This window comes from Nocardioides sp. URHA0020, assembly GCF_000620705.1.
Lineage (GTDB): Bacteria > Actinomycetota > Actinomycetes > Propionibacteriales > Nocardioidaceae > Nocardioides.
Window position 1 is genome coordinate 241,658 of the sequence record NZ_KK211172.1, and the last position, 18,512, is coordinate 260,169.

Genomic DNA, 18,512 nt, shown 5'->3' on the forward strand with positions numbered 1-18,512 from the left:
CATGTCCGAACTCATCAACGCCGATCTGGTCCGCCTCGACGCCGACCTCGGCGCCGAGAAGCACGACGTGATCCGGGCGCTCGCCCGGGTCGTCGACGAGGCCGGGCGCGCGACCAGCGCCGACCAGCTCGTCGAGGACGCGTTCGCCCGCGAGGCCAAGTCCGGGACCGGCCTCCCGGGCGGGATCGCGATCCCGCACTGCCGCACCAGCGGCGTCGCGGACGCGACCCTGGCGTTCGCGCGACTCGCGCCCACCGTGGACTTCGGCGCCAAGGACGGCCCCGCCGACCTGGTCTTCCTGATCGCCGCCCCGGAGGGCGGCGCCAACACCCACCTGCAGCTGCTCACCAAGCTCGCCCGGTCGCTGGTCAAGACGTCCTTCACCGACGCACTCCGCGCGGCCGAGACGCCCGCGGAGGTCGCCGCCCTCGTCAACGAGGTCGTCGGCGAGCCGGCACCGGCTCCGGCGTCCGCTCCCCCGCCGGCCGCCCCCGCCGGCCGCCGCAGCCTGGTCGCCGTGACCGCCTGCCCGACCGGCATCGCGCACACCTACATGGCGGCCGAGGCGCTCGAGGCCGCCGCCGCCAAGGCGGGCGTCGACATCACGGTCGAGACCCAGGGGTCCGCCGGCACGACGCCCCTCCCCGCAGCGACCATCGCAGCGGCCGACGCCGTCATCTTCGCCGTCGACGTCGGCGTCCGCGACCGCGGCCGGTTCGCCGGCAAGCCGCTGCTGTCCTCGGGCGTCAAGCGCCCCATCGAGCAGGGCGACGCCATGATCGCCGAGGCGCTGCGCCTGGCCGACGATCCCCACGCCCCGCGCGTCGAGGGCGGCGGAGCCGACCAGGGCTCCGGGGCCGGCGGCAGCGAGACCGGCGAGAGCTGGGGCGGTCGCACCCGGCGCGTGCTGATGACCGGCGTCTCGTACATGATCCCGTTCGTCGCCGCCGGCGGCCTGCTGATCGCCCTGAGCTTCCTGCTCGGTGGCTACGAGATCGTCGGGCCGTACGGCGAGATCGCGGTCAACAACACGATCTTCGACCTCCCGGACCCGCAGGCGCTCGGCCTCGACCACGCGCTCTTCGGGTCGGGTCTCGCGGCGTACGTCGGTGCGCTCTTCTTCATCATCGGCAAGACCGCGTTCATGCTCTTCATCCCGGCGCTGGCGGGCTACATCGCCTACGCCATCGCCGACCGCCCCGGCATCGCCCCCGGCTTCGTGATGGGTGGCCTGGCCGCCAACCTCTTCAACGTGCAGTCGGCCGACGGCTCGACCTCGCTGCCGGCCACCGGCTTCCTCGGCGCCATCATCGGCGGCGTGCTCGCCGGCGTGATCGCGCACTGGGTCGCGGGCTGGAAGGTCCCCACCTGGATGCGCGGTCTGATGCCGGTGCTGATCATCCCGCTCTTCACCTCGATCGTCGCGGGACTGCTGATGATCATGGTGTTCGGCAAGCCGATCGGCTGGCTGATGGACCAGCTCAACGAGGGCCTGAACTCGCTCAACGGCAGCAGCGCGATCCTGCTCGGCGTCATCCTCGGCCTGATGATGGCCTTCGACATGGGTGGTCCGCTCAACAAGGTCGCCTACAGCTTCGCCGCCGCCGGCGTGGGCGGCGCCGCCCTGGCCACCGACGCCCCGCAGCTCAAGATCATGGCCGCGGTGATGCTGGCGGGCATGGTGCCGCCGCTCGCACTCGCCCTGGCGACCGTCGTCCGCCCCGGTCTCTTCAACCAGGCCGAGCGCGAGAACGGCAAGGCCGCCTGGGCGCTCGGCGCCAGCTTCATCACCGAGGGCGCGATCCCGTTCGCGGCCGCCGACCCGCTGCGCGTCATCCCGGCGATCATGGCCGGCAGCGCGGTGACCGGTGGTCTCTCGATGGCCCTCGACGTCGGTGTCCGCGCACCGCACGGCGGCATCTTCGTGATCTTCGCCGTGAGCAACCTCTTCGGCTACCTCATCGCCCTCGTGGCCGGGACGCTCGTCGGCGCCGCCGGCGTCATCCTGCTCAAGTCGATCGGTCGCAAGGATCCCGAGACCGTCGACGCCGAGCGCGAGCTCGTCACCGTCTGATCCCCCCGCCCCACCTCAACCTCGACCCACAGGAGCACCGCATGCCCAGCAAGACCGTCGCTGTCGGCTCGTCCGTCGGCCTGCACGCCCGGCCCGCCCAGATCATCTCCGAGGCCGTCGAGGAGCTCGACGTGGAGGTGCTGCTCGGCATCCCCGGCGACGAGGCCGTCGACGCCAGCTCGTCGCTGCTGATCATGACCCTCGGCGCCGGCCCCGGCGACCTGGTCGAGGTCACCAGTGATGACCAGGGCGCGCTCGACGCCATCGTGGCGCTGGTCGAGAAGGACCTGGACGCCTCCTAGGCCCCGGCAGGTCCGGGTCGCGTGGTCCGTGCGGGCGCTCCGGCGCCCGCGCGGGCGCACGGCCCTGCTAGCCGCGGGCGCGCAGCGCCAGGTAGACCGCGCGCACGCCGACGGCCCGCTCGAGCTCACGCATCACGCTGCCGAAGAACTGCTCGCGGTAGGCGTCGTCGATGACCGTCGACACCGTCAGGTAGAGCCCCGAGAAGGCGGCCAGGAAGGTCGACACCTGCACGAGCGCGCGCGAGGGGCTGAACGGGTCGGGGGTCTGCCAGGCCTCCATCACGGTGTCGCTCATGATCAGCGACCCGAAGATCATCAGGAACGCGAAGACCGACAGCGAGAGCAGCACGACCTGGACGAACTGGACGATGATCAGGACCAGGATCAGGTTCCAGCGCTCGTAGCCGGTGACCTCGGCGTACGACGCCGGGTCGGCCCCCGGGTCGTCCAGCAGCTCGCGGCACGCGTCGGCCAGCGGCGTCTTCGCGCAGGTGCGGAGCAGGAACTCGTCGTCGACCTCGTCGTCGGCGCGGTCGACCTCCTCGGGGAGGCGGACGAAGAGGAACGCCACCGCCAGCGTGGCGAAGAGCAGCACCACGAGCCACAGCGCGCCGACGCTCAGGTTGCCGCCGACCTGCCACATCTCGGTGTTGATGAAGAGGAACGTGATCGCGAGCAGCAGCAGCGGCAGCGCCCGGGTGGTCATCGGGAGCAGCAGCCGCAGGCTGCCCGACGTGCGGCTGAGCGCCCAGCCCACGATCGGACGGGCGCGCAGGGCGGTGAGGGCGTACCACAGTGCGGCCAGGAGCACGATCGACAGCAGCACGGCCGGTCCGGCCGTGATCTCGTCGGAGAACCACGCCAGCCCGACCCCTGCCGCGATCGCCACGGCCACCACGCCCACCAGCAACGGGAGCGTGCGCCCCGGCCGCAGCGCCGCGCGCACGGCGGCCCGCTCGTCCGGCACGAAGTACGGCAGCCCGTGCTTCTGGAACCACACCTCCGCCGCGGCCAGCGGCTCGACGACCTCGGCCGTCATCGGCCGAGCAGCTCGCGGGCGCGGTCGACGTCGGCTGTCATCTGCTCCACGAGCGCCTCGATCGAGTCGTAGGCGACCATGCCGCGCAGCCGCTCGACGAAGCTGACCTCGACCTCGACGCCGTACAGCTCGAGGTCGGTCCGGTCGAGCACGTAGCTCTCGACGCGACGCTCGCGCACGCCGTCGAAGGTCGGGTTGGTGCCGACGCTGATCGCGGCCGGGTAGACCTCACCGGTGTCGCGGCGCCGCAGCCACCCGGCGTACACGCCGTCGGGCGGCGCGGCGGTCATCGCGTTGGTCGGCACGTTGGCGGTCGGGAAGCCCAGGCCGCGGCCGCGCTGGTCGCCCTGGACGACCACCCCGCGCACGGCGTACGGCCGGCCCAGCGCCTCGGCGGCGCCGGCGACGTCACCGGCGGCCAGGCTCATCCGGACGTACGTCGAGGACCACACCTGCGGTCCACCGTCGAGCGGGATCCCCTCGGCGGTGAAGCCGAGCCGGGCGCCGGCCTCGCGCAGCGTCGCCACGTCCCCGGCCGCCCGGCTGCCGAAGCGGAAGTTGGCGCCGACGACGACCACCGCGGCGTGCAGGCTGGTCACCAGCACCCGCTCGATGAACTCCTCCGGCGACCAGCCGGCCACGGTGCGGTCGAAGGGCACGGCGAGGACGTGGTCCGCGCCGACCGAGCCGAGCAGCTCGGCGCGGACCGCGAGGGAGGTCAGCGTCGTCGGCGCGTGCTCGGGACGCAGCACCGCCATCGGGTGTGGGTCGAAGGTGACCGCGACCACGGGCAGCGACCGCTCGTCGGCGATCTGCCGCGCGCGGGCCAGCACGTGACGGTGGCCGAGGTGCACCCCGTCGAAGTTCCCGATCACCACGGCGGTCGGACCGAGGTCGGCCGGGACCTCGTCGAGGGAGCGCCAGATCTGCACGGCACGACTCTATCGGCGTCCCGACACGCGATTCACCCGACCGGCGAGGAAGACGGGCCAGCCGACCGCCACGAGCACGAGCGCGCGCTGCACGATGCCGCCCTCGTCGCCGTACGCACCCGAGCCGAACCAGACCATCAGGACCAGCGCGGCGACCGCTGCCGCGCGGGTCGGTCGGGCCAGGTGGCCGAGCCCAGGAGTGCGTCGCAGACCGGCCGCGAGGAGGAAGAGTCCGACGACCAGGGCCACGAAGAGCACCAGCGAGGCCAGGTTGTGCACCACGTGCCCGCCCGAGACCGTGCCCGCCTTCTCGCGCGCCACGCAGGAGGCCGAGACCAGCGGGGAGCAGTCGAGCCGCGCGAACGACACGACCACGGAGGTCGCCCCGGCCAGGATCACGAGCACCGCACCGGCGACGCCGGCCTTGCCCGAGAGCGTGCGGACCAGGACGACGCCGGCCGACAGGAGCGCGAGCGTCAACCCCAGAAAGCCGACGATCATGACGCCGGGCGCCGTGGCGTCGTGGGCGGCCAGCGAGCTCATCGCGTCGCTGCGGTGGCTGTAGCCGGGGTTCAGGACCCCGCCGACGACGACGGCTGCGACGAAGACACCGAGGCCCAGGGCGCTGGCCCGCCCCAGGCGGGACAGGGCCGGGCGAGGTGTGGTCCCGCCCTCCGCGGCTCGATGATCGGTGGTGGTGGTGCTGCTGTGCATGGCGACTCCTCGCTCGGGCGCACCGGGTCGGTGCGCGATGGGACCGACGGTTCCGCGAGCGCCTTGCACAAAACTTGACGCGCTGCCGCGCGGGCGCCACTAGGGTGTGCGGACATGGCGTTCGAGGCGCGGATCCTCGGCCCCGTCGAGGCCACCGTCGACGGACGGAAGGTCGTGCTCGGCTCCCCGAAGCAGCGCGCCGTCTTCGCTCTCCTGGTGCTCAACGCCGGACGCGTCGTGTCGACCGACCGGATGACCGACGAGCTGTGGGGAGACCAGACCCCGGAGTCGCCCTCGTCCTCGCTGCAGGTCTACATCTCGCGCCTGCGCCGTAGCCTGCGCGCCGACACCGAGGATGTCCAGGACTCCCAGGACACCCAGGACAGCGGAGCCGACGAGGCGACGGCTGCCCCGTCCGTGCAGCTGCTGCGACGCGGCGCGGGCTACCAGCTCGACGTGCCCGAGTCGTCGATCGACGCTCACCGGTTCGCGGACCTGGTCAGCTCCGCCCGCTCCTTGCTGCCGCACCGGCCGCCGGACGCCCGGCTCCTCATCGAGGAGGCGCTGTCGCTGCTGCGCGGGCCGACGCTGGCCGACGTCGTGGGCAGCCTCGGCACGACCGGGACCGCGGAGGTGAAGCGCCTCGACGACCTGCGGCTGATCGCCCAGGAGTCGCGGCTCCAGGCCCTGCTGGCCGAGGGCGACCACGCCCGGGCCGCCGCGGACGCGGCCGCGCTCGTCCGGGAGCACCCGTGGCAGGAGAGCCTGCGTGCCACCTTGATGCTGTCGTTGTACCGCGCCGGTCGCCAGGCCGAGGCCCTGCAGGCGTACGACGACGTCCGCGAGGAGCTCGCTGAGCAGCTCGGGGTCGACCCGGGCACGGCCCTGCGCGAGCTGCACGCCAGCATCCTGCGACAGGATCCCGGCCTCGATCCCGTGACGCCTCCGCCGGTCCCGGCCGAGGCGTCGGCCGACGAGCGCCTGCCGAGATCGCCCATCGGCTCGGTCGCGACCGGCAAGGTCCCCGAGCCCCTGACCACGCTCGTCGGGCGTGACAGCGAGGTCGAGGAGGTCCTCGACGCCGTCTCGCGGGCCCGGTTGGTCGCCCTGGTCGGCACGGGCGGCGCGGGCAAGACCCGCGTGGCCACGGCCGTCGCGACGACGTACCGCGACCGCCTCCCCGGTGGCGTGTGGTGGGTCGATGTCTCCGCGCTCGACGACCCCGCGACGCTGCCGCTCGTGGTCGGGGTCGCGGTGGGCGGCCACGAGCCGCCCGAGGGCACCCCTCTGGAGAGTGCGATCAGCCACGTCGGCGACCAGCGGGCGTTGCTGGTGCTCGACAACTGCGAGCACCTGGCGGCCGCGTGCGCCGAGGTGATCGAGCAGGTCCTTGCCGGGTGCCCCGGACTCCGCGTCCTGGCCACCAGCCGCGAACCTCTCTCGGTGCCGGGCGAGCTGGTCTGGCCGGTGCTGCCGCTGGCCCTGCCACCGTCCGCCGGGTCGGCCTCGGAGGCCGAGATCGCGAGCTCCCCGGCCGTCCGGCTGTGGTCCGAACGTGCGTCGGCCGCCTTGCGAGGGTTCCGCCTCGACCAGAGCAACAGCGCCGTCGTCGCCCGCATCTGTCACCGCCTCGACGGCCTGCCCCTCGCCATCGAGCTCGCCACGGCGCGGCTGAGGGTCCTCTCGCTCGAGGAGATCGCCGACGCTCTCGACCACCACCTCGAGGTGCTCGTCGCCCCGGATCGTGGTCTGCCCGAGCGGCACCGCACCCTGCGGGCCACGCTGGACTGGAGCTTCCGGCTGCTGGAGGCCGACGAGCAGCGGCTCCTTGCCCGGCTGTCGGTCTTCCACGGTGGCTTCACCCTGGATGCCGCGGCGGCGGTCCACGACGCCGGCCCGGGCGCCCGCTCAGCCCTGGACGTGGTCTCCGGCCTGATCGACCGGTCGCTGGTGGTGGTCGTGGACCGTGGCCGCCCCACCCGCTACCGGCTCCTGGAGACGATCCGGCTCTTCGCTGCCGAGCAGCTCGACGCGCAGGAGGGTGCGCGCACGGCGAGCGACCGTCATCTCGGCTACTTCCTCGAGGTGGCCGAGGCCGCGGAACGACAGCTGCTCGGCCCGTCCCAGCAGGACTGGCTCGACCGCCTGGACGGCGACGTCGCCAACCTCGTCGGCGCCCTGCGCTGGTCGGTCGGCGCGGGTGCGGCGCCCGAGGCCGGGCTGAGACTGGTCTCCGCGCTGTGGAGGTTCTGGTACCTGCGCGGCCACTACCTCGCCGGCCGCGAGTGGCTCGACGCCACGCTCGCCGCCGCGCCGCACGCGCCAGCCGCCGTCCGGGCGGACGCCCTCGCATCGGCCGGCCGCTTCGCCTATCTCCAGTGCGACTACGGCGCCGCCGAGGACCGGCTGCACGCCGCGCTGAGCAGCTACGGCTCCTTGGACGACGACATCGGCACCGCCGCCGTCCTGCAGTCGCTGGGCTGTGTGGCGCGGGAGCGTGGTGACTATGCCGCCAGCCTCGCACTGCACCGCGACAGCCGACAGCGGTGGCAGGCCGCGGGCCGTCCGGACGAGGTCGCTCGGTCCTCGAACTACCTGGCCTTCGTGGCGTGGCTCGCGGGCGACCGGGCCGAGGCCCTGGCCGAGTCGGTCCGAGCCCGGGAGTTCTTCGCCACCGCGGAGGACGGCGAGGGCAGCACCTGGTCGCTGCTGATCCAGGGAGCGCTCGCGTGCTACTCCGACGACCTCGCGCAGGCGGCGGCGCTGCTCGACGAGAGCCGCCGACAGGCCGAGGCGGTCTCCTACCAGGAAGGCGTGGCCTGGTCGCTCAACCTGCTGGGGGTGACGGCCGTTCGCAGCGGCGACCCGCACACCGCCCGCACACTCCTCGCCGACAGCCTGCGGGTCCACTGGGAGCTCGGCGACCGCTGGCGTACGGCGAGCGTCCTGGAGGGCCTTGCCGATGCGGAGGGCAGGCTCGGCGATGCGCTGTGGGCCGGTCACCTCCTCGGTGCGGCCGAGGCCCTGAGGTCGCGCATCGCCGCCCCGGTGCCGGCGGTGGAGCGAGCGGACGCCGAGGCGGTGGCCGCCCGGCTCTTCGAGCAGGTCGACTCCGGGCGACTTGCGTCGGCGCTGGCCGAGGGCCGTCGCAGTCCGCTGGAGCGTACGGTCCTGCATGCGGTGGCACGAGTCGGATGACCAGGACGGGCGGCAAGCGGTGAACACCAGGACGATGCTCCTCGAGCTGGGTGGCCCCGAGGGTGTCGCGGCGACCGTCGACGAGCTCTACCGGCGCCTGCTGCACGACCCCGAGATCGCGCCGTACTTCGTCGGCGTCGACGTGGCGGCGATCCGGATCCACATGACCGACTTCCTGGTCGCGGTGGTCGACGGCCCGGACCACTACGCGGGCAGGGACCTGGCCTCCGCCCACGGACGTCTGCACATCACCGACGCGGCCTTCGACGCCACCGCCTCCCACCTGCTCGACACCTTGGAGGACCGAGCGGTCAGGCCCGACCTCCTCGACGCCGTGCTCGACCGGATCGCACCGCTCCGGGCGTCGATCGTGACCGCTCGGTGAGCCTTCGCCGCACCGACCGGAAGGCCGACCGGAAGGCCGACTGACAGGCCGACTGAAAGGCTCTCTGAAAGAAACTGACAAGGCCGCGGGCCGACGCTCGGACCATGTCCCACCACGAGCCCAGCGCCGGACCAGCAGGCCGGTCGACCGCCGCCACCCTGACGGTGCTCTCCATGTCGAGCGTGCAGCTCAGCGACGCCCTGTCGCTTCCCGTCATCGACACCCTCGGCGCTGCCGGCACTGCCTGGGTGCGCGCCGCCTGTGGCGCGCTCCTGCTCCTGGCGCTGGTGCGACCGCGGGTGCGCTCGTTGAGCGTGCACCAGTGGCAGTCGATCGTGCCGCTCGGGATCCTGTCCGGCGGGCTGAGCCTGTGCTTCCTGGCGGCACTCCAGTGGTTGCCGCTCGGCACCGCGGTCGCCATCGAGTTCCTCGGGCCGCTCGGGGTCGCCTTCGTAGGCTCGGGCCGTCGCGGAGCACGCTGGCCCCTGCTGGCCCTCCTCGGTGTGGTCGCCCTCACCCGGCCCTGGCAGGGCGACGTCCCGCTCGTCGGTGTGCTGCTGGCCCTGGCCGCGGCCGCCTGCTGGGCAGGCTGCATCGTGCTCACCGCCCGCGTCGGTGACCGGGTCGCGGGTCTCGACGGGGCCGCGCTGGCGCTGGCCGTCGCCGCGCTCTTCCTCGCCCCGTGGGGCTTCCTCGCCGCCGTGCCGCACCTGGGCCCGAGCACGGCCGCGCACGGACTGGTGCTGGCCGTCCTGATGCCGGTGCTGCCCTGCGTCCTCGAGCTGGCCGCCCTGCGTCAGCTGCCGCAGGCGGCGTTCGCCACCCTGATGTCCTTCGAGCCGGCGATGGCGGCCGTCGTCGGTGCGGTCGTCCTGCACCAGCGGCTCGAGCTGCTGCCGACCCTCGGCGTGCTCCTCGTGGTGGCCGCGGGCTACGGCGTCACCCGCTCCGCACCCGACCACGAGCAGGCCGCACCGGCCGCCGAGCCCGTGCTCGAACTCGTGGGGGGCTGACCTCGCGCCGCCCCGCCCGGGTCAGCCGGTGAAGACCGCCACGGGGCGTGCCGTCGAGCCGCGCGGCTCGTACAGGGCGAGGAACTCGCCGTCGGGCGCGAACACCGCGGACAGGCCGGCGAGCTCGAGGTCGAGGGCTCGCCCGACGCGTACGTCGCCCGCCTGCCGTTCGTCGAGCTCGGTCGCGGGGAAGGCCGCGCGGGCCGCCTCGGCGATCGGCATCAGCGAGAACTCGTCGCCGAGCTGCTCGAGCGTGCGGGCGTCGGTGAGCGCGTAGGGGCCGACGGCCGTCCGTCGCAGCGCGGTCAGGTGACCTCCGACGCCGAGTCGCGCCCCGAGGTCGCGGGCGATCGCCCGGATGTAGGTGCCGCTGGAGCAGCGCACCGAGATGTCGACCTCCGGGCCGCGCACCTCGTGCACCGTCAGCTCGTGCACGGTGACCGGTCGTGCCTTGAGCGCGACCTCCTCACCGTCGCGGACGCGCTGGTAGGCCCGCTTCCCGTCGACCTTGATCGCGGACACGGCGGTCGGCACCTGCTGGAGCTCGCCGACGAACTCCGCCGCGGCCGCCCGTACGACGGCCTCCTCGAGCCCGTCGGTCGACACCGTCGCGGTGACCTCGCCCTCGGCGTCGTCGGTGGTCGTGGCGACACCGAGCCGGATCGTGGCGTCGTACCCCTTCTCGGTCAGCATCAGGTGGCCGAGCAGCCGGGTGGCGCGGTTGACCCCGAGCACCAGCACGCCGGTGGCCATCGGGTCGAGCGTGCCGGCGTGGCCCACCTTGCGGGTGCCCGCCAGCCGGCGCACCCGGGACACGACGTCGTGCGACGTCATGCCTCCGGACTTGTCGACGACGACCAGTCCGGACTCAGTCATCCTCGGTGGGCGTGCCGTCGCCCTCGTCGCTGTCGTCGTCCTCGACGACCTCGCGCGGCTTCTTGTACGGGTCAGCGTCGCCGGCGTACGTCGGCACCCGTCGGGCCGCCACCTCGTCGTCCTGCGCCTTGGCCCGGGCGAGCACCTCGTCGAGCTGCCGCGCCGTCTCGGGCAGGGCGTCGGCGATGAAGGTCAGCGTCGGGGCGGTGCGGGTGCCGAGCTGCTTGGCGACCTCGGCGCGGAGCAGGCCCTTGGCCGACTCCAGCGCGGCGGCCGTGCTGGCCAGGGCGGCCTCGTCGTCGCCGTCGGCGCCGAGCACCGTGTAGAAGATCGTGGCCTGCTGGGAGTCACCGGTGACCCGGACGTCCGTGACGGTCACGAACCCGAGACGCGGGTCCTTGATCCGTCGTTCGAGCATCTCGGCGACGACCACCTTGATGCGGTCGGCGATCTTGCGGACCCGTGGGTTGCTCATGGTTCCTACTCTCTCAAATCGCCGAGTCGGCGCCAGTTTCCGGTGGGAATCTGGCGCCGACTCGACAGGGACTGACCGATCAGCTGCGCGGGATCTCGCGCATCTCGAACGCCTCGATGATGTCGCCTTCCTTGATGTCCTGGAAGTTGCGCAGCACCAGACCACACTCGAAGCCCTCGCGGACCTCGGACGCGTCGTCCTTCTCGCGCTTGAGCGACGCCAGGTCGAGGTTGTCCGCCACCACGGCGCTGTCCCGGAGGACCCGCACCTTGGCGTTGCGACGGATGACACCGCTGGTGACCATGCAACCGGCGATGTTGCCGAGCTTGGACGAGCGGAAGATCGCACGGATCTCCGCCTGACCCAGGGTCGACTCCTCGTACTCCGGCTTGAGCATGCCCTTGAGCGCTGCCTCGATCTCCTCGATGGCGTTGTAGATGACCGAGTAGTACCGGATCTCCACGCCTTCCTTGTCCGCCATCTCGGTCGCCTTGCCCTGGGGCCGGACGTTGAAGCCGATGATGATGGCGTCGGAGGCCGCAGCCAGGTCGACGTTGGTCTCGGTGATCGCACCGACACCGCGGTCGATGACGCGGATGTTGACCTCGTCGCCGACGTCGATCTGCGACAGCGCGTCCTCGAGGGCCTCGACCGAACCGGACACATCGCCCTTGAGGATGAGGTTGAGCTCCTGGCTCGCGCCCTTCTCCATGGAGGCCATGAAGTCCTCGAGGGTCCGACGCACGCGGCGCTTGGCCTGCATGGCCGCCCGCTCGCGCGACTCGCGCTTCTCGGCGATCTGACGCGCCATCCGGTCGTCCTCGACCACGATGAACGTCTGACCGGCACCCGGGACAGCGGTGAGTCCGAGCACCATCGCCGGACGCGACGGGTCGGCCTCGGTGATGTTGTCACCGTGCTCGTCGAGCATCGCCCGCACGCGGCCGTAGCCGGCGCCGGCGACGATCGAGTCACCCACGCGCAGCGTGCCGCGCTGGACCAGGACGGTCGCCACCGGGCCGCGACCGCGGTCGAGGTGTGCCTCGACGACGAGACCCTGAGCGTCCTGGTGGGGGTTGGCCCGCAGGTCGAGCGAGGCGTCAGCGGTGAGGATGACGGCCTCGAGCAGCTTGTCGAGGTTGAGCTCGGACTTCGCGGAGACATCGACGAACATGCTGTCGCCGCCGTACTCCTCGGGGACCAGGCCGTACTCGGTCAGCTGGCCACGGACCTTGACCGGGTCGGCGTCCGGCTTGTCGATCTTGTTGACCGCGACCACGATCGGGACGCCGGCGGCCTTGGCGTGGTTGAGCGCCTCGACCGTCTGCGGCATGACACCGTCGTCGGCCGCGACCACGAGGATCGCGATGTCGGTGGCCTGCGCACCACGGGCACGCATGGCGGTGAACGCCTCGTGACCCGGGGTGTCGATGAAGGTGATGCGACGGTCGTTGCCGTCCACCTCGGCCGTGACCTGGTAGGCACCGATGTGCTGCGTGATGCCACCGGCCTCCTTGTCGACGACGTTCGCGTTGCGGAGCGCGTCGAGGAGCTTGGTCTTGCCGTGGTCGACGTGACCCATGACGGTCACGACCGGCGGCCGGATGGCCAGGTCGCCCTCGTCGCCCTCGTCCTCACCGAACTCGAGGTCGAAGGACTCGAGCAGCTCGCGGTCCTCGTCCTCCGGGGAGACGACCTGGACGACGTAGTTGAGCTCCTCGCCGAGCAGCTCGAACGTCTCGTCGTTGACCGACTCGGTCGCCGTGACCATCTCGCCGAGCGAGAAGAGCATCTGCACCAGCGACGACACGTCGACGCCGATGCGCTCGGCGAAGTCCGTGAGGGAGGCGCCACGGGGCAGCTTGACGGTCTCGCCGTCGCCCTTGCGGACGCGCACGCCGCCGATCGTCGGGGCCTGCATGGCCTCGAACTCCTGACGACGCGCCCGCTTGGACTTGCGACCGCGCCGCGACGGGCCGCCGGGGCGACCGAAGGCGCCCTGGGTCTGGCCACGCTGGCCGGGACGGCCACCGCCGGGACGGCCACCGCCGCTGGGACCGAAGCCACCCGGACGACCCGGGGCACCGGCACCGGCGCCCGCACCGGGCGCACCGCGACCCGGAGCACCGCCACCGGGACGACCCGGGGCACCGCCACGGGGGCCACCGGGGCCACCACGAGCGCCGCCGGGACCACCGGGGCCACGACCGCCGGGGCCGCCACCGAAGGCGGCCGGGGACTTGGGCATCATCGCGGGGTTGGGACGCGGCATGCCCGGGCGACCGGGCGCGCCACCGTCACGGGCGCCCGGGGGGCGCGGCGGACGGTTCTCGCCACCGGGAGCACCCGGAGCAGCAGGAGCTGCGGGGGCACCCTCTCGGGCCGGAGCGGGCCGACGGCCCATGCCCTGGCTGGAGGCGAACGGGTTGTTGCCCGGACGCGGCGTGCCCGCGGGCTTGCCGACCGGACGGGGGGACGGAGCTTTCGGGGTGGCCGAGGCGGCGGGCGCCTCGGGCTCGGCCGGCGGCTCGGTCGCTGCGGGAGCCTCGGGGGCCGGGGCCTCCGGAGCAGCAGCAGTCTTCTTGGGGCCGGGCCGCGGGGCGGTCGGCGCGTCGGGGGCAGCGGACGCGGCCACCGGCTCGGCGACCGACGGGGTCGCGGGTGCGACCGGCTCGGCGACCGGCGCCGCCGGCTCAGCGGCCTCGACGGGCGCCGCGGCCTTCTTGGCGGGCGCCTTCGGGCCGGGCTTGGCGGCGGCGGGTGCGGCCGGGGCCGCGGGGGCCTCGGACTTCAGCTTGTCGCCGACCTCCTTGCGGAAACGCATCTCCGCGGGGAGCTCGACCGTGGAGCTCGCCGACTTGACGAACTCCCCCATCTCCTTGAACTTCTCGAGAACAAACTTGCTCTCGACGCCGAACTCCTTGGCGAGCTCGTGAACTCGGGTCTTAGCCACGCTTCTCCTTCTGGCCTGAGACCCGGGTCCAGAACGTGTGCCTGGGGGGTGATTCAGACCGTTTGTGGGGTGTGCAAACTCATCGGAAAGAACTCATCGAGTGCTCATGAGCTGCTGCTCCAGTTTCTGTCGGTCGATCAGGGTTGGTGTGCGTGCGAGGCGACGTACTCGCCCACCGGTGCGCTGGAGAGTCCCGTCGTGACCCGAAGGGCACGGCCGAAAGCCTTCCGACGTACGGCGAGCTCGAAACACTCGGTGGTGGGGTGCAGGTGCGCTCCCCGACCGGGTGCGGTGGCTGTCGGATCGGGCACGACGACCGGCTGGCCCTCTGCGTCCGAGCCGGCGGTCACCCGCAACAACTCGCTTTTCGTGGCCCGCTTCCGACATCCGACACAGGTCCGGACCGGACCGGTGAGGGTCGAGGGATCCGGGCATGCGGGAGAGATGTGTTCACGAGCCACTGGTGGTCAGCCTAGCGCGGTTGGGGGTGGGAATCGAACCGGGGCGCAGCGGCGGAGCTAGGGTGCGCCCGTGCTGGACCGACTCCTCGCCCCGATCACCCGCCGCCTGGTCTACCCGAGCCGCGGGACCCGGATCCCGGCCGCGGACACGACGTACGCCCTCAGCGTCGGCGGCGCCGACCTGCGCGGGTGGGTGGTGAACCCGGGACGTGAGCGGGCCCTGGTCTACTTCGGCGGCAACGGCGAGCCCCTGGGCTGGCTGCGACCGGAGCTGGAGCGGCGCCTCCCGGGCCACACGAGCTACCTCATCGCCTATCGCGGGTACGGCGCCAGCGGCGGCCGTCCGAGCCAGCGAGCGCTCACCGCCGACGCCCTCGCGCTGCTCGACCACGCCTCGACGCTCCATCCCGATGCGCCGGTGGACGTGCTCGGCCGGAGCCTCGGCAGCGGGGTGGCCATGCAGGTGGCGGCGCGCCGGCCGGTCGGGCGACTGGCGCTGGTGACGCCGTTCGACAGCCTCGCGGCCACGGCCGGTGACCTCGTCCCCCGGCTGCCGGCCCAGCGGCTGATCGCCGACCGCTGGGACTCGGCCGCGGTCGCCGCCGACGTCGGCGCCGACATCCTGGTGGTGCGGGCCGGCCGCGACGAGGTGGTGCGGCCGCCGAGAACCGACGCGCTGCTCGCCGTGCTGCCTCCGCGGACCCAGGTGGCCGACTTCCCCCGGGCTGGCCACTCGGACCTGTCGCAGGACCCGGCCTACTGGTCGGCGCTCGAGGGCTTCCTCAACCGCTGAGGACCGCCACGAGCTCGGGCCAGAGCAGCTGCCCCAGCTCGAGGTCGGCGAGCGCGTTGCCGCCGTGGGCGAGCTCGGCACGCGCCGGCGGTGCTGTCTCGCCCGGCAGCAGCACCCGGTGGCCCGCCTCCGGCTGGCTCACCAGGGTCGTCGGCAACCCGGCGCTCGATCGACGACGGACGATCTGCTCCGCGAAGCCGAGCGACGGCCACAGCCGGTCGTCGCCGCCGGCGGCGAGCAGCACCGAGCCGCGGATCCGGTCGACCGGGAGCCGCGCGGCGGGCACCCGGTCGGCGTACGCCTCGAGGCAGTGCTCGTAGAGGCCGACGAACTCCGGGGGGCTCTGGGCGGGCTCCCACGCGTCGTCGTACGGCACGAACGGCAGCGGCTCGCCGCCGCGCGTCCACGAGGACCGCTGGGGGCGCTCCGTGGACAGGGCGGCCCAGACGACGTCGGTGGGCGAGATCGCGACCACCGCGTCGATCTCGGGATGGATCGCCCCCAGCAGCAGTGCCGCCTCGGCACCGCGCGAGGTGCCGAGGACAACCAACCGGTCGCAGCGCTCGTGCAGCGTGCTCAGCGCGTCGTCGAACGACTCGAGCGGCACCCGGTCGAGCACCTCGCCGAACCAGGCGTACGACGCAGCGGTCGCGCCGGCCCCGGCCAGGACCCGGCAGCGCTCCACCTCGACCCGGCCGCTGGAGCCGGCGAGGACCAGGACCCCGGCCGGGCCGTCACCCTCCAGGTGGAGGCGCGTGGTCACCGGCGACTCCTCAGGCGTCGTCGCCCGCCTCGGCCTCGTCGCTGCGGATGTCGATGCGCCAGCCGGTGAGGCGGGCCGCGAGGCGGGCGTTCTGGCCCTCCTTGCCGATCGCCAGCGAGAGCTGGAAGTCGGGGACGACCACGCGCGCCGAGCGGGCCTCGAGGTCGATGATCTCCACCGACGTGACCCGGGCCGGGGACAGCGCGTGGGCGACCATGTCGGCCGGGTCCTCGGACCAGTCGACGATGTCGATCTTCTCGCCGTGCAGCTCCGACATCACGTTGCGCACCCGCGAGCCCATCGGGCCGATGCAGGCGCCCTTGGCGTTGACGCCGGGAGCCGCAGACTTCACCGCGATCTTGGTGCGGTGACCGGCCTCGCGGGCCAGCGCGGTGATCTCGACGGTGCCGTCGGCGATCTCGGGCACCTCGAGCGCGAAGAGCTTCTTGACCAGGTTGGGGTGCGAGCGCGACAGCGTCACCTGCGGGCCGCGCATGCCCTTGCGGACCGACACGACCAGGCACTTGATGCGGGTGCCGTGGTCGTAGCGCTCACCCGGCACGCGCTCGCCGACCGGCAGCATGGCCTCGATCTTGCCGAGGTCGACCATCACGTCGTCGGGGTTGCGGCCCTGCTGGATGATCCCCGAGATGATGTCGCCCTCCTTGCCGGCGAACTCCCCGAAGCGGACCTCGTCCTCGGCGTCGCGCAGCCGCTGGAGCATGATCTGCTTCGCGGTCGTCGCGGCGATCCGCCCGAACCCGGCCGGGGTGTCCTCGAACTCGCCGACCTTGTTGCCCTCGTCGTCGAGCTCGGCAGCCATCACGGTGACGTGACCGGACCTGCGGTCGAGCTCCACGCGGGCGCTCTCGTGCGCTCCGGGCGACTTCGTGTACGCCGTGAGCAGCGCCTGCTCGATCGCCTCCACGAGCACGTCGAAGGAGATCTCCTTCTCCCGCTCGAGCATGCGCAGGATGTTCATGTCGATGTCCATCAGACCTCCTCCTCGTCCCCGTCGTCCGTCGTCTTGCGGTTGAACTCCACTTGCACCAATGCCTTCGTGACCTCGTCGTACGCGATCTCGCGCCGCTCACCGCTGATCTCCAGCGTCACCGCGTCGTCGCCGGCCTCGAGGATCCGGCCCGTCACCGACTCGTCGTCGCTCAGCGTGACCTTGACCAGGCGGGTCGCGTTGCGGCGCCAGTGGCGCGGCAACGTCAGCGGCCGGTCGACGCCGCGGGAGGTGACCTCGAGCGTGTACGGCTGCTCGCCCATCACGTCGGACTCGTCGAGCACCCGGTTGACCTCACGCGTCGCCTCGGCGACCTCGTCGAGGTTGACCCCACCGTCCTTGTCGACGGCGATCCGGAGGATCCGCCGCTTGCCCGCCGGCGTGATGTCGACGGCCTCGATGTCGAGGCCCAGGGCACGCAGGGGGTCGCCGAGCTCTGCCTCGATCCGGTCCCGCATGGCGTCCTGCTTGGCACTGCTCACGGTCGGGCGACCTCCTTGTGCTGTTGTCGATCGTCCACGATAGCGGCTTGGGACCCCATCGACCGCACGGCGATAGGGTCGGCGCCGTGCCCCACGCTCCAGGACCCCTCACCCGCCGTACGGCGTTGGCGCTCGGCGCCGCCGGGGCGGCCGCGCTGACGGCCTGCAGCGTGATCGACGACACGGTCACCCGATCCACCACGAAGGTGGCGGCCGACCCCGACACGACCCTGGTCGAGGAGGCGATCGACCGGATCTCGGCGGCCGCGGTCGTCGTGGCGCACGTGCCGCAGCTGCGCGCCCTGCACGCGGCGCACCTCGACGCCCTCGACGCCGGTCCCGTCGGCTCTACGAGCGCCACGCCGTCCGCGACGGCGACCTCGCCGCCCACCGGCAGGACGCAGGTCCGCCGTACCGAGCGGGCTCTGAGGACCTATCTCGTCGAGGCCTCGATGCGAGCCGAGAGCGGGCCGTTGGCACGCCTCCTCGCGTCGATGTCGGCGGCGATCGCCCAGCAGCTGACGGTCCTCCCCCGGGCGTCGTCATGAGTGTCGCCGCCCTCCAGACCGCCCTCGCGGGCGAGCACGCCGCGGTCTTCGTCCTCGGCGCCCTCGCCGGTCGTGCATCGCTGAGCGGGGACCCGGAGCTCCTCGCGACCGTTTCCGAGGGCTACGTCGACCACCGGCTGCGCCGCGACCAGCTGACGGCCGCGATCCGTGACCTCGGGGCCGAGCCGGTCGCTGCCGACGCGTCGTACGTCGTCCCGGCCGGGCTGGACCGACCCGGGCGGATCGCCCGGGTCGCGCGCGCGACCGAGCAGGCCTGCGCGGAGACGTACTCGTGGCTGGTGGCCAACACCGTCGACGACCTGCGCCAGTGGGCGATCCGGGCCCTGAACGAGACAGCGGTCCGCGTACTCACCCTCCGGGGAACTCCCGAGATATTCCCCGGAGCAGGTGAGTACGCGGACCGCTGAGGCCTGGACTTGAGGCCCGGGAGCGACACCCCGCCGGGATGTGGGGGGACTGGCGGGGGATCGC

Annotated in this window: 18 protein-coding genes; 8 read left to right on the plus strand and 10 right to left on the minus strand. The window is 72.8% G+C overall.

Translation table 11 applies throughout. The features are described 5' to 3' along the window. Window position 1 precedes the first annotated feature (1 nt). Both N542_RS0122230 and N542_RS0122235 read left to right on the plus strand, forming a co-directional pair. Entirely contained in the window at window positions 2–2,074 is a 2,073-nt protein-coding gene (locus tag N542_RS0122230; protein ID WP_028645810.1) for a PTS fructose transporter subunit IIABC, read from the plus strand. A gap of 41 nt (window positions 2,075–2,115) precedes the next feature. Then, window positions 2,116–2,376, plus strand: a complete 261-nt coding sequence (locus N542_RS0122235) for an HPr family phosphocarrier protein (protein ID WP_028645811.1) — start codon at window positions 2,116–2,118, stop codon at window positions 2,374–2,376. Window positions 2,377–2,443: 67 nt separating this feature from the next. Here the strand turns inward: N542_RS0122235 and N542_RS0122240 are convergent, their stop codons facing one another. Genes N542_RS0122240 through N542_RS0122250 form a run of 3 tightly spaced genes read right to left on the minus strand, consistent with a single transcriptional unit; the run spans window position 2,444 to window position 5,061 of the window. Then, the gene (locus N542_RS0122240; RefSeq protein ID WP_028645812.1) at window positions 2,444–3,415 is read right to left on the minus strand and encodes a hypothetical protein; all 972 of its coding nucleotides are present in this window, start codon (window positions 3,413–3,415) and stop codon (window positions 2,444–2,446) included. Beyond that, the gene (locus N542_RS0122245) at window positions 3,412–4,347 is read right to left on the minus strand and encodes a bifunctional riboflavin kinase/FAD synthetase (RefSeq protein WP_028645813.1); all 936 of its coding nucleotides are present in this window, start codon (window positions 4,345–4,347) and stop codon (window positions 3,412–3,414) included. Before N542_RS0122245 ends, N542_RS0122240 begins: the two co-directional genes overlap by 4 nt. 9 nt (window positions 4,348–4,356) lie before the next feature. After that, a complete protein-coding gene (locus N542_RS0122250) occupies window positions 4,357–5,061 on the minus strand; it encodes a DUF998 domain-containing protein (protein ID WP_028645814.1) in 705 nt (234 codons plus the stop codon). A 114-nt stretch (window positions 5,062–5,175) separates the two neighbouring features. Between N542_RS0122250 and N542_RS26130 the strand changes: the two genes are divergently transcribed. From N542_RS26130 to N542_RS0122265, 3 genes are all read left to right on the plus strand, one after another. Then, the gene (locus N542_RS26130) at window positions 5,176–8,259 is read left to right on the plus strand and encodes an AfsR/SARP family transcriptional regulator (RefSeq protein WP_051552260.1); all 3,084 of its coding nucleotides are present in this window, start codon (window positions 5,176–5,178) and stop codon (window positions 8,257–8,259) included. A gap of 19 nt (window positions 8,260–8,278) precedes the next feature. Continuing rightward, complete coding sequence (locus N542_RS0122260; RefSeq protein ID WP_028645815.1) at window positions 8,279–8,644, plus strand: group I truncated hemoglobin; 366 nt, start codon at window positions 8,279–8,281, stop codon at window positions 8,642–8,644. Between the two features lie 104 nt (window positions 8,645–8,748). After that, complete coding sequence (locus N542_RS0122265) at window positions 8,749–9,657, plus strand: EamA family transporter (RefSeq protein WP_028645816.1); 909 nt, start codon at window positions 8,749–8,751, stop codon at window positions 9,655–9,657. 21 nt (window positions 9,658–9,678) lie between these two features. Here the strand turns inward: N542_RS0122265 and truB are convergent, their stop codons facing one another. The 4 genes from truB to N542_RS27285 all read right to left on the minus strand — a co-directional run bounded on the left by truB (window position 9,679) and on the right by N542_RS27285 (window position 14,422). Further along, complete coding sequence (gene truB, locus N542_RS0122270; RefSeq protein ID WP_028645817.1) at window positions 9,679–10,533, minus strand: tRNA pseudouridine(55) synthase TruB; 855 nt, start codon at window positions 10,531–10,533, stop codon at window positions 9,679–9,681. Beyond that, the gene (rbfA, locus tag N542_RS0122275; protein ID WP_028645818.1) at window positions 10,526–11,008 is read right to left on the minus strand and encodes a 30S ribosome-binding factor RbfA; all 483 of its coding nucleotides are present in this window, start codon (window positions 11,006–11,008) and stop codon (window positions 10,526–10,528) included. The genes truB and rbfA overlap by 8 nt, the downstream gene beginning before the upstream one ends. A gap of 79 nt (window positions 11,009–11,087) precedes the next feature. Then, window positions 11,088–13,961 (minus strand): translation initiation factor IF-2, encoded by a 2,874-nt coding sequence (gene infB / locus N542_RS0122280; protein ID WP_028645819.1) that lies wholly within the window; start codon window positions 13,959–13,961, stop codon window positions 11,088–11,090. Window positions 13,962–14,098: 137 nt separating this feature from the next. Next, a complete protein-coding gene (locus N542_RS27285; protein ID WP_081795486.1) occupies window positions 14,099–14,422 on the minus strand; it encodes a YlxR family protein in 324 nt (107 codons plus the stop codon). Between the two features lie 70 nt (window positions 14,423–14,492). On the opposite strand from N542_RS27285, the gene N542_RS26135 reads away from it, so the two are divergent. Beyond that, window positions 14,493–15,215 carry an alpha/beta hydrolase gene (locus tag N542_RS26135; RefSeq protein ID WP_051552264.1) on the plus strand — a complete coding sequence of 241 codons (723 nt, stop codon included), beginning with the start codon at window positions 14,493–14,495 and terminating at the stop codon, window positions 15,213–15,215. Here the strand turns inward: N542_RS26135 and N542_RS26140 are convergent. The 3 genes from N542_RS26140 to rimP are packed head-to-tail and all read right to left on the minus strand — an operon-like array spanning window position 15,205 to window position 17,472. Continuing rightward, on the minus strand, window positions 15,205–15,978 hold the full coding sequence (locus N542_RS26140; RefSeq protein WP_081795488.1) for an acyl-CoA thioester hydrolase/BAAT C-terminal domain-containing protein: 774 nt from the start codon (window positions 15,976–15,978) through the stop codon (window positions 15,205–15,207). The two genes, N542_RS26135 and N542_RS26140, sit on opposite strands and share 11 nt — an antisense overlap. 10 nt (window positions 15,979–15,988) lie before the next feature. After that, window positions 15,989–16,972, minus strand: a complete 984-nt coding sequence (gene nusA / locus N542_RS0122295) for a transcription termination factor NusA (protein WP_028645820.1) — start codon at window positions 16,970–16,972, stop codon at window positions 15,989–15,991. Further along, window positions 16,972–17,472 (minus strand): ribosome maturation factor RimP, encoded by a 501-nt coding sequence (gene rimP, locus N542_RS0122300; RefSeq protein ID WP_028645821.1) that lies wholly within the window; start codon window positions 17,470–17,472, stop codon window positions 16,972–16,974. Before rimP ends, nusA begins: the two co-directional genes overlap by 1 nt. 86 nt (window positions 17,473–17,558) lie before the next feature. Here rimP and N542_RS0122305 point away from each other — a divergent pair, with 86 nt between their 5' ends. Beyond that, window positions 17,559–18,020: a hypothetical protein gene (locus N542_RS0122305; protein WP_155993315.1), complete on the plus strand. Its 462-nt coding sequence runs from the start codon at window positions 17,559–17,561 to the stop codon at window positions 18,018–18,020. Then, the gene (locus tag N542_RS0122310; RefSeq protein WP_028645823.1) at window positions 18,017–18,448 is read left to right on the plus strand and encodes a ferritin-like domain-containing protein; all 432 of its coding nucleotides are present in this window, start codon (window positions 18,017–18,019) and stop codon (window positions 18,446–18,448) included. Before N542_RS0122305 ends, N542_RS0122310 begins: the two co-directional genes overlap by 4 nt. The last annotated feature ends 64 nt before the right edge of the window (window positions 18,449–18,512 follow it).